The 16,551-nt window shown below is 66.9% G+C and carries 12 protein-coding genes, 1 other RNA gene and 1 pseudogene; 4 read left to right on the top strand and 10 right to left on the bottom strand.

All coding sequences use genetic code 11. From position 1 onward, the window contains the following. The first annotated feature begins 224 nt into the window (after positions 1 to 224). Positions 225 to 1,949, top strand: a complete 1,725-nt coding sequence (locus tag ACZIYR_RS06185) for a DUF262 domain-containing protein (RefSeq protein WP_483528582.1) — start codon at positions 225 to 227, stop codon at positions 1,947 to 1,949. A gap of 118 nt (positions 1,950 to 2,067) precedes the next feature. On the opposite strand, the gene ACZIYR_RS06180 is transcribed toward ACZIYR_RS06185, so the two are convergent. From ACZIYR_RS06180 to ffs, 8 genes are all read right to left on the bottom strand, one after another. Continuing rightward, positions 2,068 to 2,712 (bottom strand): NapC/NirT family cytochrome c, encoded by a 645-nt coding sequence (locus ACZIYR_RS06180; protein WP_483528581.1) that lies wholly within the window; start codon positions 2,710 to 2,712, stop codon positions 2,068 to 2,070. Next, the gene (locus tag ACZIYR_RS06175; protein ID WP_483528580.1) at positions 2,709 to 3,194 is read right to left on the bottom strand and encodes a nitrate reductase cytochrome c-type subunit; all 486 of its coding nucleotides are present in this window, start codon (positions 3,192 to 3,194) and stop codon (positions 2,709 to 2,711) included. The genes ACZIYR_RS06180 and ACZIYR_RS06175 overlap by 4 nt, the downstream gene beginning before the upstream one ends. A 24-nt stretch (positions 3,195 to 3,218) precedes the next feature. Further along, on the bottom strand, positions 3,219 to 5,723 hold the full coding sequence (gene napA, locus ACZIYR_RS06170; RefSeq protein WP_483528579.1) for a nitrate reductase catalytic subunit NapA: 2,505 nt from the start codon (positions 5,721 to 5,723) through the stop codon (positions 3,219 to 3,221). Continuing rightward, positions 5,720 to 6,001, bottom strand: a complete 282-nt coding sequence (locus tag ACZIYR_RS06165; protein ID WP_483528578.1) for a chaperone NapD — start codon at positions 5,999 to 6,001, stop codon at positions 5,720 to 5,722. The genes napA and ACZIYR_RS06165 overlap by 4 nt, the downstream gene beginning before the upstream one ends. After that, the gene (gene napF, locus ACZIYR_RS06160) at positions 5,991 to 6,488 is read right to left on the bottom strand and encodes a ferredoxin-type protein NapF (protein WP_483528577.1); all 498 of its coding nucleotides are present in this window, start codon (positions 6,486 to 6,488) and stop codon (positions 5,991 to 5,993) included. The genes ACZIYR_RS06165 and napF overlap by 11 nt, the downstream gene beginning before the upstream one ends. Positions 6,489 to 6,514: 26 nt before the next feature. Continuing rightward, the gene (napE, locus tag ACZIYR_RS06155) at positions 6,515 to 6,688 is read right to left on the bottom strand and encodes a periplasmic nitrate reductase, NapE protein (protein WP_346299630.1); all 174 of its coding nucleotides are present in this window, start codon (positions 6,686 to 6,688) and stop codon (positions 6,515 to 6,517) included. Positions 6,689 to 6,846: 158 nt separating this feature from the next. Continuing rightward, on the bottom strand, positions 6,847 to 7,296 hold the full coding sequence (gene aroQ, locus ACZIYR_RS06150; RefSeq protein ID WP_473032880.1) for a type II 3-dehydroquinate dehydratase: 450 nt from the start codon (positions 7,294 to 7,296) through the stop codon (positions 6,847 to 6,849). A gap of 104 nt (positions 7,297 to 7,400) precedes the next feature. After that, an RNA gene (gene ffs / locus ACZIYR_RS06145) (signal recognition particle sRNA small type) lies at positions 7,401 to 7,497 on the bottom strand. A 269-nt stretch (positions 7,498 to 7,766) separates the two neighbouring features. Here ffs and ACZIYR_RS06140 point away from each other — a divergent pair. Together ACZIYR_RS06140 and ACZIYR_RS06135 are read left to right on the top strand one after the other, a co-directional pair. After that, positions 7,767 to 8,990, top strand: a complete 1,224-nt coding sequence (locus ACZIYR_RS06140; protein WP_473032879.1) for an ATP-grasp domain-containing protein — start codon at positions 7,767 to 7,769, stop codon at positions 8,988 to 8,990. A gap of 52 nt (positions 8,991 to 9,042) precedes the next feature. Beyond that, positions 9,043 to 11,070 (top strand): hypothetical protein, encoded by a 2,028-nt coding sequence (locus tag ACZIYR_RS06135; protein ID WP_483529051.1) that lies wholly within the window; start codon positions 9,043 to 9,045, stop codon positions 11,068 to 11,070. Between the two features lie 29 nt (positions 11,071 to 11,099). Here the strand turns inward: ACZIYR_RS06135 and ACZIYR_RS06130 are convergent. Then, a pseudogene (locus ACZIYR_RS06130) lies at positions 11,100 to 12,120 on the bottom strand (AbrB family transcriptional regulator). Positions 12,121 to 12,248: 128 nt separating this feature from the next. Between ACZIYR_RS06130 and ACZIYR_RS06125 the strand changes: the two are divergent. Continuing rightward, positions 12,249 to 13,025, top strand: a complete 777-nt coding sequence (locus ACZIYR_RS06125; RefSeq protein ID WP_483528576.1) for a TlyA family RNA methyltransferase — start codon at positions 12,249 to 12,251, stop codon at positions 13,023 to 13,025. A gap of 14 nt (positions 13,026 to 13,039) precedes the next feature. On the opposite strand, the gene mscK is transcribed toward ACZIYR_RS06125, so the two are convergent. Continuing rightward, the gene (gene mscK, locus ACZIYR_RS06120; RefSeq protein ID WP_483528575.1) at positions 13,040 to 16,453 is read right to left on the bottom strand and encodes a mechanosensitive channel MscK; all 3,414 of its coding nucleotides are present in this window, start codon (positions 16,451 to 16,453) and stop codon (positions 13,040 to 13,042) included. Positions 16,454 to 16,551: the final 98 nt, after the last annotated feature.

The following is a 16,551-nucleotide window of genomic DNA, read 5'->3' as shown; positions in this document are numbered from 1 at the left end:
ATCAGGCTCTAGGCGGAAATGCCGAAGATGTCATGAGTTTCCGGACCATGTCGATGGTCGGGGCAATGTTGGCCGCAGAGTATCTCATGGACGCGGTGACGCCAGCCATTGGCGCGCTAGATCCTTGGGTTTGAGAGGGAGACAAGAGTGCTGGCCAGCTCTACAGGTATTATTCAAGCGGGTAAACTGGCTAGGTTCCATCCCATGACCACTGGTGGTGCCCCATGGCGACGATGAATTTCAATACGGCCAACCAGACCCTGCGCCAGCTGCTGGGCAACGGACTGACCTACCGGGTACCCCCCTTTCAGCGCGACTACTCCTGGGGAGAAGATGAGTGGGACGACCTCTGGCAGGATGTGCTCGGCCTGTTCGAGGAGGACGGTGAGCCGGCCCACTACATGGGCTATCTGGTGCTGCAATCTGCCGACAGCAAGCACTTCGACATCATCGACGGTCAGCAGCGCATCACCACCCTGAGCGTGATGCTCCTGGGCGGGCTGGGACTCCTGCAGTCGCTGGTCGAGGCGGGCCAGGATGCCGAGGACAACCGTCGTCGCCAGGAACAGTTGCGCAACAGCTATATCGGCTACTTGGATCCGGTTTCGCTAATTCCGCGATCCAAGCTGACCCTGAACCGCCACAATGACCGCTTCTACCAAACCTACCTGGTCCCCCTGGAACGGCTGCCCCAGCGCGGCCTGCATGCATCGGAGCACCAGTTGCGCAAGGCGTATGACTGGTTCAAGGACCGCCTCCGGGTGTACGTCGGCGACGAAGCGGGAGGCGGTCAGCGGTTGGCAGCCTTCATCGACACCCTGGTCGACAAGTTGTTCTTCACGGTGATCACGGTCACCGACGAACTCAACGCCTTCAAGGTGTTCGAGACGCTAAACGCCCGCGGCGTTCGCCTCTCCTCCACCGACCTGCTGAAGAATTACCTCTTCTCGCTGGTCAGTTCCGCCTCGACTCACGAGGCCGAGTTGAAGGCCCTGGAGGACCGCTGGGAACGCATTGTGGGGCTGCTGGGCAGCGAGAGCTTCCCGGAGTTCCTGCGCGTCTACTGGAACAGCCGGCATCGGCTGGTGCGCAAGGCCGAGCTGTTCAAGACCATCCGTCGCCGCATCGGCGACCGAGAGGGCGCCTTTGGCCTGATTCGCGAGCTCGATCACCAGGCGGGACTCTATGCGGCCCTGCGGGACCCTCAGGATCCAGGCTGGAGCGAGCCGGAGCAGCGTGCCCTGGAGCAGCTGCAGATGTTCAACGTGCGCCAGCCGCTGGCCATGCTGCTGGCCTGCCACCGGCGTTTCTTCGAGCGGGAGCGCGAGGTGTTCACCCGCATCCTGCGCGCGGTGGCCATTATCGCGTTTCGCTACAACGTGATCTGCAGCCTGCCGACCCACGAGCAGGAGCGCACCTACAACGAAGTGGCCTGGAAACTCGCCGAAGGCGAGATCGGTAACCTCGGACAGGTGCTGGCGGCGCTGCGTAGCGTCTATCCCGATGATCGCCGGTTCAAGGCCGCCTTCACCGAGAAGGCAATGCGCACCACCAGCAGTCGCAACCGCAAGGTGGTGCGCTACATGCTGTTCGAAATCGAGCGCCAGCGCAGTGGCCAGTCTATGGATTTCGAGAGCCCCACCTATAACCTGGAGCACGTGCTGCCAGAACATCCGGCAGAGGCCTGGGCGCATATCCCGGACGGAAAGCTGGAGGGGCTGATCTATCGACTCGGCAACATGACGCCCCTGGAAAGCCGAGCCAACCGGGATATCGGTAACGCCGACTTCGATGAGAAACGCCACGCCTACGCTACCAGCGACTTCCAGATCACTCGAGCCATTGCCGAGCAGAATGACCACTGGAACGAGAGACGAATAGAAGCCCGTCAGAAACGGCTGGCCGAAATCGCCGCCGGGATCTGGAAGGTCGATTTTATCGAGAACTGACCCGGGCAACCGCCGTGACGTGATACCGATCACCCAGGCTTTTCACCGCGAATCAGTCCTCGCTGCGCCCCGGCCGGGCGCCCTGGCCACCCGAGGCGGCTGAGCCGAGAGCCTGCCGTCAGCCGTCGCGCTCCAGGTGGGCGACCCACGACTCGAAGCCCGGCAGTCCGGCGGTGCCGGGCTCGAAGTCGGGCCCCATGTCGGGCAGTTCGTGGGCGATGCCCTTGTGGCAGTCGATGCAGGTCGCCTCCCCTTCCGCCAGGGTGGTGGAGTGGGCGCGGGCCGCCCGCGAGCTCTGCTGGGTGAAGTCCATGTGCTCGAACTCATGGCAGTTTCGGCACTCCAGGGAGTCGTTGGCACGCAGCCGCGCCCACTCCCGCTCGGCCAGCTCACGGCGCTTCTCCTCGAACTGCTCCTCGGTGCGAATGGTGCCAAAGACCCAGCCCCACACCTCCTTGGAGGCCTCCATCTTGCGCGCCATCTTATGGGTCCAGTCGTGGGGCACGTGGCAGTCGGCGCACTGGGCACGCACCCCGGAGCGGTTGTTGTAGTGGATCGTGTCCTGCATTTCCCGCAGCGGATTGCGCTCCATCTCATGACAGGAGACGCAGAACTGCTGGGTATTGGTGGCTTCCACCGCGGTATTGAACCCGCCCCAGAAGAAAACCCCGGCGATGAAGCCGCCCAGGGTCAGAAAGCCCAGGCTGAAGTGCATGCTGGGGCTGGTCAGGATGTGCCAGTAGCGTTGCAGCCAGCGTTTCATGGTTGCTCCCCCCGCTCATGCAGTATCTCGAGCAGCACCTCGTCCACCGTCAGAAAGGTGTTGCTGACGATCGGCCGGGCATCGGTCTGGGGGACATGGCACTGGGTGCAGAAGTAGCGATCCGGGGACACGGCCGCCAGCACCTGCTGGTGGCGATCACGGAAGTGGCTGATGCTGACCATGGGCGCACCGGCCTGCACCGCCTCGCTGCGGCTATGGCAGGTCAGGCAGCGGTTGGTCCGGGTATCGACCTGATAGTCGCGGATGCCGTGGGGAATGACCGGCGGCTGCTCGGGGTAGTTGAGTACCTGCCGACCGAGCTCCCGGGGCTCGCCGGCCAGCGGTGGCGCCGGCAGCGACTGGCCGAGGGTGCCCCCGGGACGCAGGCCGTCGGGGGCGGAATCGTCCCGGCGCTCTTCGGCCAGCGCCAGGCCGGCCACCACCAGGAGGATCGAGAGACAAAGCGTGCTGAGCCATTTCATCGTCGTTCTCCTTGCGTCTCGGCCTCAGGCCAGGCTGATCAGTTCCAGGCGGACCGCGCACTTCTTGAAGTCCGTCTGCTTGGAGATCGGGTCCGTGGCATCCAGGACCACGTTGTTGATCAGTCGATTGGCATCGAAGAAGGGCACATAGACCAGCCCCCTGGGCGGCCTGACCCGCCCCCGGGTCTCCACCCGCAGGCGCACCTCGCCCCGCCGGCTGACCACCCTCACCTCGCTGCCACGGCGCATGCCCTCCTCCCGCGCATCCTCGGGGTGCATGTAGAGCAGCGCCGCCGGCACCGCCCGATGCAGCTCCGGCACCCGCCGGGTCATCGAACCGGTGTGCCAGTGCTCCAGCACCCGCCCGGTGGAGAGCCAGTAGGGATACTCCTCGTCCGGCGACTCGGGGGGCGGCTCGTCGGGAACGGCGAAGATCAGCGCCCGGTCGTCGGGCCTGGCGTAGAACTGCACGCCCTTGCCCTCTTCCACGTAGGGGTCGTAGCCCTCGCGGTAGCGCCACAGGGTCTCCTCGCCATCGACCACCGGCCAGCGCTTGCCGCGGTTCTGGTGGTAGTGGTCGAAGGCGTCCAGGTCCTTGCCCTTGCCGCGGCCGAAGCGGGCGTACTCCTCGAATAGCCCCTTCTGGAGGTAGAACCCCAGCGCCTCGGCCTCCTGGTTGGCGTAGCCCTCCTCCATGTCCGAGAGCGGGTAGCGATCCACCTGGCCATTGGCGTAGAGCAGCTCGAACAGGGTCTTGTCCCGATACTCGGGCGCCTTGTCGAGCAGCTCGCTCGGCCACACGTCCGCCACGTCGATGCGCTTGGCAAGCTCCACCAGCTGCCAGAGATCGGAGCGCGCCTCCCCCGGGGGTGAGACGAGCTGATGGAAGAACTGGGTGCGCCGCTCGGCGTTGCCGAAGGCGCCCTCCTTCTCGACCCAGGAGGCGGCCGGCAGGATCAGGTCGGCGGCCTGGGCCGAGGCCGTGGGGTAGATATCGGAGACGATGACGAAGGCCTCGTCATGGCGCCAGCCCGGCAGGATCTCCTGCTGGGTGTTGGGGCCGGCCTGCATGTTGTTGCTGGCCTGGGTCCAGTAAACCTTGATCGCGCCGTCCTTGAGCTTGCGGCTCTGCTCCACGGCGTGAAAGCCGACCCGCTCGGGCACGGCGCCCTCGGGCAGCTTCCAGATCGCCTCCGCCTCGCGGCGATGCTCGGGGTTGGTAACCACCCGGTCCGCCGGCAGGCGGTGGGAGAAGGTGCCCACCTCCCGCGCGGTGCCGCAGGCCGAGGGCTGGCCGGTCAGCGAGAAGGGACTGTTGCCGGGCTCGGAGATCTTGCCGGTCAGCAGGTGGAGATTGTAGATCAGGTTGTTCACCCAGACGCCGCGGGTGTGCTGGTTGACCCCCATGGTCCAGAAGCTCATCACCTTGGTGTCGGGGTCGGCGTAGAGTTCGGCGAGCTGCTCCAGGCGGCTCTCGGAGACGCCGGACTCCCGGGCGGCGCGCTCCAGGGTGAAGGGCGCCACATGCTCGGCGAACTCCTCGAAGCTCATCGCCGACCAGCGGTTGGGATCCTCGGCGTTGGCGGCCGCCTGCTCGAGCGGATGCTCATCGCGCAGCCCGTAGCCGATGTCGTCCACCGCCCGCACGAAATTGGTGTGTTTCTCGACGAAGTCGCGATCCACGCGGTCGGTCTGAATGATGTGGTTGGCGATATAGTTGAGAATCACCACGTCGGCGTTGGGCTTCATCACCATGGGGATGTCGGCCAGATCGAAGCTGCGGTGCTCGAAGGTGGAGAGCACCGCCACCCGGGTATCCGGGTAGGAGAGCCGGCGGTCGGTGACCCGGGTCCAGAGGATCGGATGCATCTCCGCCATGTTGGAGCCCCACAGCACGAAGGCGTTGGCGGCTTCGATGTCGTCATACACGCCCATCGGCTCGTCGGAGCCGAAGGCGCGCATGAAGGCGAACACCGCCGAGGCCATGCAGTGCCGCGCGTTGGGGTCGATGTTGTTGGAGCGCAGCCCGGCCTTGAACAGCTTGCTGGCGGCGTAGCCCTCCCAGATCGTCCACTGGCCGGAGCCGAACATCGCCACGCTCTCCGGCCCGTGGTCGCGAATGGCCTCCTTGAACTTCTCCGCCATCAGATCCAGCGCCTCGTCCCAGGAGACCGGCTCGAAATCGCCGCGCTTGTCGTAGACCCCGTTGCGCTTGCGCAGCATCGGCCGGGTCAGCCGGTCCTCGCCGTAGAGGATCTTGGAGAGGAAGTAGCCCTTGACGCAGTTGAGGCCGCGATTGACCTCCGAGTGGATGTCACCGTGGGTGGCCACGATGCGATCGTTCTGGGTCGCCACCATCACGCTGCAGCCCACCCCGCAGAAGCGACAAGGCGCCTTGTTCCAGTTCAACTGGGTCAGCTCGGCGTTGGTGATCAGGTTGCTGGCGCCGGCTGGGATGGCCATGCCGGCGGTGGCAGCCGCCACGGCCGCCGCGTTGGCCTTGGCGAATTCACGACGGGTCATCTTCATGACAGGGCCCCCTCTGGCTCATCGGCGGTGACGGGATCGAGTATCTGGTGGTAGACCAGCGCCGCCCCCAGCACCCCCGGCAGCACCTGGAGCGCATCGACCAGCGCGAAGATGCGCCTCTCGTGCTGGCTCTCCACCACCACTACCAGCTTGCCGGCAGCATCCTCGGCGCCTATCTCGGTGTCGGCCTGGCCTTCCACCCAGCGGGCAACCGAGCGGGCTTGGCCCGGCTGCACGTGGACCAGGAGGCTGGCGATATGCAGGGCATCAGTCGACATGGGCCCTCTCCTCGCTTGTCATTGTGATGGCGTGATTGGGGCACTGGGCCTGGCAGGCGCCGCAGCCGGTACAGGCAGCGGTGTCCAGCCGCGGGGTCGGGGCATGGCCCAGCTGTGGAACGAAGCGGATGGCGCGCCACTCGCAGGCGTCCTGGCAGCTCTGGCAGTGCACGTTGGCCAGGGCCAGGCAGTTCGACTCGATGCGGGCTCGCCAGGGAAAGGCTGGCCGACCGGTATCGAAGACCGGCGCGTCACAGACGTCCACGCAGGCACGGCACAGCGTGCAGCCGCCGTCGGTGAAGCGCAGCTCCGGATAGCCACCTCCGCCGATAAACAGCACGCCCTCCGGGCAGGCATCCACGCATGCCCGGCAGCGCACACAGCGGTCGGTAAAGTCGTCAGCGGTCCAGGGAGGTCGTCTTATCGGGCCTTGGCCGCCCAGCGAGCGGAAGAATTGACGACGCTTGTTATTATCGGGCTGTGGCATGGTACCTCGTTGTCCAGCACCTCGTGTCAGGAAGGTGGGCCCGGGGGCCCAGCAAACATCTGGTAGATCCAGACGGCGAAGCCGAAGCCCCCGACCACGGCGATGGCCAGGATCGGGAACAGCAGCACGGCAATGAACAGGAACAGCTTGAGCTCCTGCTTCTTGCGCGTTTCCGGGGCCATGGTCTCCGGTTTCTCCATTGGGATATCCCCTCATCCAGATAAAGCACGACTATTGATGACGCTGCCTACCAAGGTAGCCAATATGCCGATCCTGTCAGCCCGGGTGACAAAGGCGCACAGCGCAGCGGGCCCGCCATTGCTGGCGGGCCCGCAGGGAAAGGCGTTGAAAAAACGTATCAGCCGGACGCAGCGGCCTTGATTACGGCGTCCAGGGCGGCATGGTAGCCCTGGCTCCCCAGCCCGGCGATAACGCCGTCGGCACGCAGCGAGACGTAGGAGTGATGGCGGAAGCTTTCGCGCTTGTGCACGTTGGAGAGATGCACCTCAATCACCTGGCCATCGAAGGCGTTGAGGGCGTCGAGGATCGCCACCGAGGTGTGGGTGAAGGCGGCAGGATTGATGATGATCGCCTGAGTCCCGTCCAGGCGGGCGGCCTGAATGGCGTCGATCAGCTCGCCTTCATGATTGCTCTGCCGACAGCGGATATCCCAGCCGGCCAGGATCGCCGTCTCGCGCAGGGCGTTGTCGATATCATCGAGGGTCTCGTGCCCGTAAATCTCCGGCTGGCGAGTCCCCAGCAGATTGAGATTGGGGCCATGCAGGACCAGCACCTTGCCTTGGCTCATGGCAACGTCTCCAGCAGGGGCGCACTCGAGGGGGCGGGCGACAGCTTGCACCGTACTTTCGGCGAACACGCGCCTTGCGCTTCGCAGTGCACAAATGGAGGCGGCCCCGACAGCCACATCCCGGCACACGCGACCACCGCTACCGTTGCTCCCTTCCGGGCCTGGCGGGGTTTGCGGTTTAGCGTTGCGGGAGGACCGACGAGGCCACCACAGCGCGATGACGGCTTGGAAACAGCAGGAGCCGGCACCGAACCCGGCGCGCTATCAATGACTTGCCGAGTGATTGGCACTATACCAGTGGCTCGACGGCGCCACAAGAGCCGGGCCGCCTTCGCGCAGAATGCTGCGACGCAACAATGTCAGATGCGGCTCCCTCGTGTAAGGTGAAACCACTACGCCGGCCTTCTCGGTGGCTGCCCGACAGCCGCCCGGAAGGTCATGGCACTTCTTACGCACCAGGAGGCAACCGCATGAAAAAGGATCCCAACAAGGGCTATATCGCCCTGCTCGGCTGGAGCCTGAATGCCATCGAAGCCGCCGAGGATTTCGATCGACGCTACGTGGTGGTGGCGCCGGACTGGGCGGAGGAGTACTGCCAGAAGCACGACATCCCCTATGTGTCGTGGAACTTCGAACGCTTGAACGACCGCTCCATGGAGATCGCCGAGACCCTGCGAGACATGGGCGTCGACGTCGCCATCCCGCTGTTCGAGGAGACCGTGGAGTGGGCCGGGGCCATCAACTCGGTGCTGCTCGACAGCCCGCGGCTCTACGGCCAGTCGCTGCTGCTGCGCGACAAGGCGCTGATGAAGCGCCGCGCCCAGCTCGGCGGCATCCGCGTGGGCATCTTCGAAGAAGCCCATGACAAGGCCGACGTCATCCGCTTCCTCAAGCGGGTCAACCAGACCCTGCTCAAGCTCGACGGCGACCCCAACGACCCCATCCACCTGAAGGCCTTCGACAAGGCCGGCTGCCTGGGTCACCGGGTAATTCGCACCCCGGATGAGGTCGATACCATCCCCGACGAGGAGTTTCCGGTGCTGATGGAGTCGCACCTGGACGGCTGGGAGTTCGCCGTTGAGGCCTGGGTCCACAAGGGCAAGATCGTGTTTCTCAATATTTCCGAGTACGTGACCCTGGGCTACTCGGTGTTCGTGCCCGCCTCGCCGGAACTCGAGCAGTACCGGCCGCAGATCACCGCCCAGATCGAGAAGCTGATCAAGGCGTTCGACATCGAGTTCGGCCTGATCCACCCGGAATACTTCGTTACCAGCGACGGTGAGATGTACTTCGGTGAGGTGGCCTATCGCCCCCCGGGCTTCAAGGTCTTCGAGCTGCTCGAGCGGGTCTACGGCTTCAACGCCTACCAGGCCAGCATGCTGGTCTTCGACCCCAAGAGCACCCCGGAGGAGGTCAAGGCGTTCTTCCCCAAGGAGGTCGAGGACGCCAAGTGCTACGCCGGCTGCTTCGGCGTCTACCCGCGTCGCCGGGTGGTCAGCCGCCTGGAGATCCCGGAGGAGGTCGAGGATCACCCCTACTTCGAGTCCCACGAGCTCACCCCGCCCGTGGAGGAGACGGTCACCAAACGCACCGCTTTCGGCACCCACTGGGGGCTGATCTACTTCAAGGGCGAAGACCCGCACACCCTGCGGGATCTGCTCAAGCACCAGGAAGAGCTTGATTTCTATGTCTGATCAGGGCGTCATGGTGGCCACGCCAACCTGACGACGAGGAGTCGACGTGACGATGCAAGATGGGGCGTCCCCCGCGGGGGACGACAGACTGGGCGGCCTGGTGGAGAAACTCGACGAGGCTGTGTCCCTGTTGGCCGGCGCCCGCGCCTTTGCCAAACCGGCCAAACTTCCCCGAGTGCTCGATACCGCGCGGCGCGTCCTGCTTCAGGAGGGCGGCTGCGCGGCCATCGAGGCCCGGGTCCAGCAGCTCGAGGAGGCGGGGGTGTTCCTCGGCTCCGACTGGGAGACTCCCCAGTACCTGGTCCCGTCGCTCACCACCCAGGCGCTCAAGAGCCCGGACCCCAACACCGTGGTGATCGAGGCGCTCAGCGAGCTGCGCCTGCTGGCAGTCGCCAAGGGCGACTACCTGCACCCCGTGGTGTCCGCCGAACAGTCGCACCACTATCTCACCCAGGTCATGGCGATCAACCTGTGGCTGTTGTTCGGCGCTCCCAGCGAGGCCGAGCGCGAAACCCAGGGTCGCCTGGCCCAGATTCCCCGCCAGCTGTTTCAGCACCTGGCGCGGCGAATCGGCTACGAACACATCATCGACAAGCTGATCGAGGAGATCTGGCGCATCCTGCAGCAGCGCCCGATCCAGGTGGAGCCGGTCAAGCAGATGATCACCCAGATCGCCATCTGCCAGGCCAACCCGGAGATCGATCTCGGCATCAGCGGCCAGGGCGCGGACCGCCTGGTCAGCTCGCTGTTCGGTCCCACCCAGGCCTGTCGCGAAGACCCGGGGCTGGAGGTCTACCGCCAGCGGCTGGGCAGCATGGACCAATCCGCCCTGCAGTACGAGGCTACCGGGTTTGCCCGAGCCATGCATGACACCGGCCTGGTCTCGCCCTACCATCCGGTGCTGCTTCGCCACCTGCTCGATCACAGCGACCACCTGCTCGCCGAGGCGCTGGGGCTCTCCTCCACCGGGCGCGACTGCCTGCTCTGCTACCGGCAGCTGGTCCATGCCCTGATCCGCGGCGCCGTCTACCCTGCCACGCCCCAGGCAGCCTACGGCCTGGCGCTGATGCTCGAACGCGGCATCCTCTACCAGCCGCCGGTGGCACCGGCCATGTGGCGCCAACTGGGGCTGGCGCTGTCGGAGTGGTCGGAGGCACGTCTGACCATCGCCTATGGCGACGCCGTCTCGCCCCGTGCCCGGCTGCTGGAAGGCGTGCTCTGTATGCTCGGGCTGCCACTGGGCGTCGGCCAGGGCAATAATCCCACCTGCCAGTCGGCCCGGGCGCTCTCCATGTGGGCCTACAACGACCCGGACTATCTGCTGCAGATGGTGGCCTGGGCGGCCCGCGACGACGAGATCATCATGCACTTCGAGGGCCAGCCGATCTCGTCGATGGCCAGCCTCTCCGGCGTTGCCAAGACCCTCCCCATCGACCTCGATCCCGTTTCGCTGATCGTGGTGCCGCACCTGGATCGCATCTATGCCGAGATGGGCCGCCGCTGCGTCGGCCGCGAGGGCGATCCGCACCGCTGGGTGAACCCGGAGTTCCACGGCTGGTGGTCGGGACGGGGCTTTCGGATCAACGTCGACGTGGCCAGCGGCCAGCTACACGAGCTGGACGACTTCCTGCGCCACTTTTATGCCAGCTACCACCCCTACTACAACGGCAACCAGCCACTGATCCATCCCCAGCCCGCGGGCATCGCCGTCACCGACAGTGCGGCGCGCTTCATCGGCTGGCACGCCATCACCGTGCTGCGGGTCGCCCTGGATCCCACCGAGGTGATGCGGGTCTACTTCTACAACCCGAACAATGACAGCGGCCAGAACTGGGGCGACGACGTCAAGGTCAGCACCGCCGGCAACGGCGAACGCTTCGGCGAAGCCTCGCTGCCCTTCGAGCAGTTCGCCTCGAGGCTCTATATCTTCCACTACGATCCGCTGGAGCGCGGTGAGCTGGCCAAGATCACCCAGGAGGAGCTGGACCGGGTAGTCGGCTACATTCACCGCAGCTGGGGCGCCGACCGAGTACCGCCGACCGACCTGCAGGCCGACCAGGGCCCGGCCGGCGCGCCTTGAGATCGATCGGGGCTTTCCTGGGAGCCGGTTCACCGTCGACGCAGCAGCCAGCGTGCCCAGAAGGGGGCGAAGAGCATCAGCGCGATCATCCGCAGCAGATGGTGAAAGGCGACGAAGACCGGGTCGATCTCCAGCGCCACCGCGAGGATCGCCATCTCGCCGATGCCGCCCGGCGCCAGCGCCAGCAGCGCCACGTCCCGCGGCACGCCCAGCAGGCGGTGGAGCAGCTCGGCAAAGAGCGCCAGCACCGCCAGGGCCAGCAGGGTCGCCACGGCAGCCTGGCCCAGATAGCGGCCGAAGCGGGCCCGGGAGAGCCCCCGGAAGCGCGACCCGATGGCGCTGCCGAGCCCCCAGAGCATCAGGTTCATGCCCCAGGCGGTGAGCTCCATGCTGGCGATATCGAAGCCGGACAGCAGGGCCGCGAACAGCAGCGGCGTCAGCAGCGAGGCCGAGGGCAGCCTCAGCCTGCGCCCCAGGGGCAGCAGTAGCGGCAGGGCCAGCAGCATCCACAGGTGGGCCGCCGGGGCGGCGGTCTCCATGGCGGTGGCCGGCGCCCCCTCCCACAGCCAGAACAGCGGCGGCAGCCACAGCACCACCAGCAGAATCCTCAACGACTGGGCGATGGCGATACGCTGAGGATCGCCGCCGCACTTCTCGCCCATCAGGATCATCGCCGTCATGGCGCCGGGGGCCGAGGCGAACCAGGCACTTACCGAGTCGAAGCCGCATCGCCGATACCAGGCCGCCGCCACCGCGGTGGACACCGCCACTCCGGTCAGCAGCAGCGCCATGGAGAGCGGCCAGTCCATGACCCGGGCGGCCAGCTCCGGGGTGACCTGGCTGCCAAGCACCAGGCCCAGCCCCCCCCAGCAGCGCCTCCCGCAGCCCCTCCGGCACGCGAACGTCCATCCCCCGGGCCGCGACCACCAGGTTGGCCACCAAGGGGCCCAGCATCCAGGCCAGCGGTAGCCCCAGCAGCTGGAAGACCCCGCCCCCCAGGGCCCCGATCGCCAGCGAGCGCACCAGCGCCTGTCCGGCACTCCAATCCACCGCGGCTCCTTGTATCTATTATCCGGCTAATGAATAGGCCATTATCCCAGCCTGATTCCCGAACGCCAGCGCTGCCGCCACGCTCCCCGGCGGCTATAATGGCCTCCCCTCTCCCGGATGGAGCCGATATGCCCCGCCTCGACCAGCTGCTCGTGACCCAGGGCCTGGCCCGCTCTCGCACCCGCGCCCAGCGGCTGATCCGCAACGGCCGGGTGCGACTGGCAGAGGGCGGCCGATTGCTCGCCAAGCCCGGCGAGAAGCTCCCCGATGATGCCCAGCTGGCGGTCGAGGACGACCCCGAGGAACGCTATGTCTCCCGCGCCGGCCTCAAGCTGGAGGCGCTGATCGAAACACTCGTCCTCGACCTAAACGGTAAGCTGGTACTGGACGTGGGGCAGTCCACCGGCGGCTTCACCGACTGTGCGCTGCGCTTCGGCGCTCGCCATGTGATTGGCGTGGAGGTGGGCCACGACCAGCTCGACCCGGCGCTGCGGGACGACCCGCGGGTGAGCTGCCTGGAAGGCGTAAACGCCCGGGAGATGGCCGCCGAGCCTAGGCTGCAGGCGGCCTTTATCGCCCAGGGCGCCAGAGGACCGGACATCGTCACGATGGATGTCGCCTTCATTTCCCAGCGACTGATCCTGCCCGAGATCTCCGCCCTGCTCGCCCCCGGCGGCGAGCTGCTGTCGCTGGTCAAGCCGCAGTTCGAAGTGGGCCCGAGCGGCCTCAACGCCCGGGGCATCGTCAGCGACCCGGCCCGCTACGCCGAGGTGGAGGCGACCCTGCGCACCTGCTGCCAGGCCCAGGGGCTGGCGGTGCTGCACTGGCAGGAGAGCCCGCTGCGCGGCGGCGGCGGCAACCGTGAATTTCTGCTGCATGCCGTTCGCGAACCGGACGGTGCCTGACACGCCAGTCGGGCTCAGCGCCCGCCGGCGTCAGCTTCGCCTCCTTCACCGCTGCCACTCTCAAAGTCGCCGGGGTCCCCCGCGGCGCCGGGCGGCGGATGCCCGGGAGCCTGGCCCCCCCGGGGCCGCTCAACGCTCTCCAGCACCTTGCGGGACTCCCCCGGACGCTTGAGCCAGACCTCCAGCTGATTGAAAGCGATATCCACCTCATGTTCGGCGAACAGTTCGCCTACCCGGCAGTTGATCTCGTCGGTGGCGTAGAGCCGGTCGCCCAGGGCGTTGACGAACACCCGCAGCTCGAAGTTGAGGGTGCTCTCGCCATAGGCCATGAAGAACACCTGCGGCTCCGGGTCGGCCAGCACCCGGGGATTCTCGTCGGCGGCCCGGCGCAGCAGGCGATGCACCAGCGCCTGATCGGAGCCATAAGAGACACGATAGCTAAGCACCACCCGGGTCACGGTATCGGAGAGCGACCAGTTGATCAGCTGGTCGGTGACGAAGGTCTTGTTGGGGATGATGATCTCCTTGCGGTCGAAATCGATCACCGTGGTGGCGCGGATGCGGATGCGACTCACCGTGCCGGTGAGGTTGCCCAGGGTGATGGTGTCGCCGATCCGCGCCGGGCGCTCGAAGAGGATGATCAGCCCCGAGACGAAGTTGGCGAAGATCTCCTGCAGGCCGAAGCCCAGGCCCACGCCCAGCGCCGCCACCAGCCACTGCAGCTGGCTCCAGGCCACCCCCAGGGTAGCCAGCGCCAGCACCAGGCCGGTGCCGACGATCACATAGGAGAGCAGCGAGCTGATGGCGTAGGCGCTGCCCTGCTTGAGCTCCAGGCGGGACAGCACCATCACCTCCAGCAGCCCCGGCAGGTTGCGCGCCAGCATCCCGGTGAAGGCGAGAATCAGCAGGGCGGTGAAGACATCGGAGACCGCCAGCGCGCCGGTTACCAGCTCCACCCCCTCCTGGCGCTCGTCCACTTCCCAGACCGTCACCTGCTCCAGGTAGCCGAGCACCGCCAGCAGGTCGGCCCAGACCAGATAAAGCAACAGCGCGAAGCCCACCAGCAGGATCAGCTTGGAAAGACGCAGCGACTGCTGGTTGATCTGCTCCATGTCCAGAGGCGGTTCCTCGACCACCTCCAGGCCGCCCTCGCCGCCCTCCTGCACCTGGGCGCGTCGCCGTGCCAGGGCCCGCTTGAAGGCCAGTCGCCGAGCCGCCACCGCCAGACCGCGCACCACCGTGGCCTCCACCAGAATCCACATGCCCAGTACATAGAGGGTGACCGCAAAGCGCCCCACCAGGCTCAGGGCGGTGTACTCGTAGCCGGCCACGATCAGCCCCGCAAGTACCAGGGGCACCAGCGCCAGCAACAGCCCCAGCACCAGACGGAACAGCTTGACACCGAAAAAGGGCGTATGAGCCAGGATCAGCCGCGCCAGGATCACACTCATGGCCAGCAGCCCCACCAGCAGTAGCCCCAGCGCCAGCGGACGCGACGCCAGCGGCAGCTCGGCCCCCCGCGCCAGCGCGGCAATGCCCAGCACCGGCACCAGCGACAGCCCCAGCCAGCGCAGCAGGGCGCGCAGCCGTGCCACGTAGCCCGCCGGCCAGTAGAAGTGCTGGGTGGCCACGCCATCGCGAACCAGCAGGCGCCGCGCCCAGGCGATCACTCCCCAGGCCAGCGCCAGCTGCCACAGCGCCTGCCCCAGGTTGACCGCTACTGCATCGCCCCCCACCGCCAGGACGGTGCCCGCCGCCGCCAGCGCCAGCGGCCCCGGTATCGCCAGCAGGGCGTTGAGCGCCACCGCCTGGGGGGTATGCCCCTGGCTGTCGCTCTTGAGCCGGCCGATCTGCTCGTGCAGCTCGCTCAGGCGGGCCTTGATGCGCCGTCGCAATCCTACCAGCAGCAGCGCCGCCAGCAGCGGGGGCAGCCCCGCCAGCCCGCGGGCATCGGGGGCCTCCCAGTGGGGCGGCAGGACATGACGCCACTCCCCTTCCTGCCACTCCAGCAGCAGGTTGGCCGGCAGATGCTGCAGCCAGGCCAGCCCCAGCGGGCGGCTGTTGGCCACCCAGAACAGCTGCTCGTCGATGGTGTGGCGCAGCTCGCGGGACGTCGCCATCAGCTGCTGCTGGTTAAGCTGCAGGTCGATGGCCGCGGTCAGCAGGCTGCCGTACGCCTGCTCCAGCTGATCGACCAGCTCGCGGCGGGACTGGTAGAGCCGCAGCAGCGAATCCACCAGCGCCGGGGTTACCTCGACGTCGGCCTCCTCCAGGCGCTGGGTGGCCAACCGCTCGCTCTGGCGCAGCTGGTCGCGCTGGCGACCCAGGTCGAACTGGCGCAGCCGCAGGTCGGCGATCTCCTCCTGCAGGTCGCGCCGTGGCGCCACCTGGGGCAGCGCCTGGCGCTGCTCGCGCAGGATGCGCGACAGCAGCATGCTGCCGCGTACCGCCTCGATCTGCTCGGTCAGACTACGCTCCAGCTGGCGCACATGGTCCAGCTGACGTCGCACCTCGATGCCCTCGCGCACCAGGCTATTGGTCCGGTCGGTGGAGCGCAGCAGCTCGAGACTGAGATCGCGGTTGATCTGCTGGGCACGCAGCACCACCGGATGCCCGGCGGCAATCAGCGGGTCGTCCACCGCAGCGTCGGCGATCGCCTGCTCGGAAGCCAGGCGGCGCTGGCGATCGATAACGCTCTGCAGCGTCGCCAGCTCGGCCTCCTGGGTGGCCACCTGGCGGTTGAGCAGCTCCTGACGCTGCTGGGCCAGCTCCCGCAGCCGGGTATTGGTGCTCAACTCCAGCTGATGAAAGCGCAGCTCCGCCTCGGCCAGGCGGTGCTCCGCACGACGACGAATCAGCCGAGGGTCATCGGCGGCCAGCGCCTGCGCCTCCACTTCCTCCTGAGCGCGACGCGCCTGCTCGACGCGCTGCATGGCCTCGGCAATGGCCTGCTGAGCGCGCTCCGGCAGGGTCTGCGCCCCCAGCAGCTGGGCGTTGACCTCGGCGAGCTGATCCTGCAGCTGCTGCAGTTCGAGAATCGCCTGCTGCTGACGCGCCTCCAGCTCGGCGATAGGCAGGTCGTTCAGATCGGTGGCGCTCAGCGCCAGCGCCTGCGCCTCCTCCTCGGCCAGCGCTCGCTCGAGGCGCAGCAGCTCATCCGGCGCATCGGCGACGCGCTGCTCAAGCACTGCCAGGCGCTCCTCGATACGCACCAGCTCACCCAGCGCCTCCTCGGCGGCCTGAAGTGCCTCCAGCTCTCGCTGCACGGCATCGCTGGCGCTCTCCTCGTCGCCGGGCTGCAGCGCCTGGATTCGCTGGGTCACGGCCTCGCGATCGAGCAGCGGAGGTGTGTCCGCCTGGACCAGGGGGGCCAGCAATAGCCAGCTCATCAGCAGGCCCAGGATGAAAGAAACCTTGGTGTGATTCACGCCATTCCTCGATCAAGGGAGCCGGTGCACGCGGCCTGATTTTCTGCCGCCGCAAGGCCTTTGGCAAACGGCGCCTGCAGCGGTTGACTTGCCGAGGC

It is taken from the genome of Billgrantia sp. NRB1, assembly GCF_056921725.1.
This window is presented reverse-complemented; position numbering and strand designations above follow the sequence as displayed.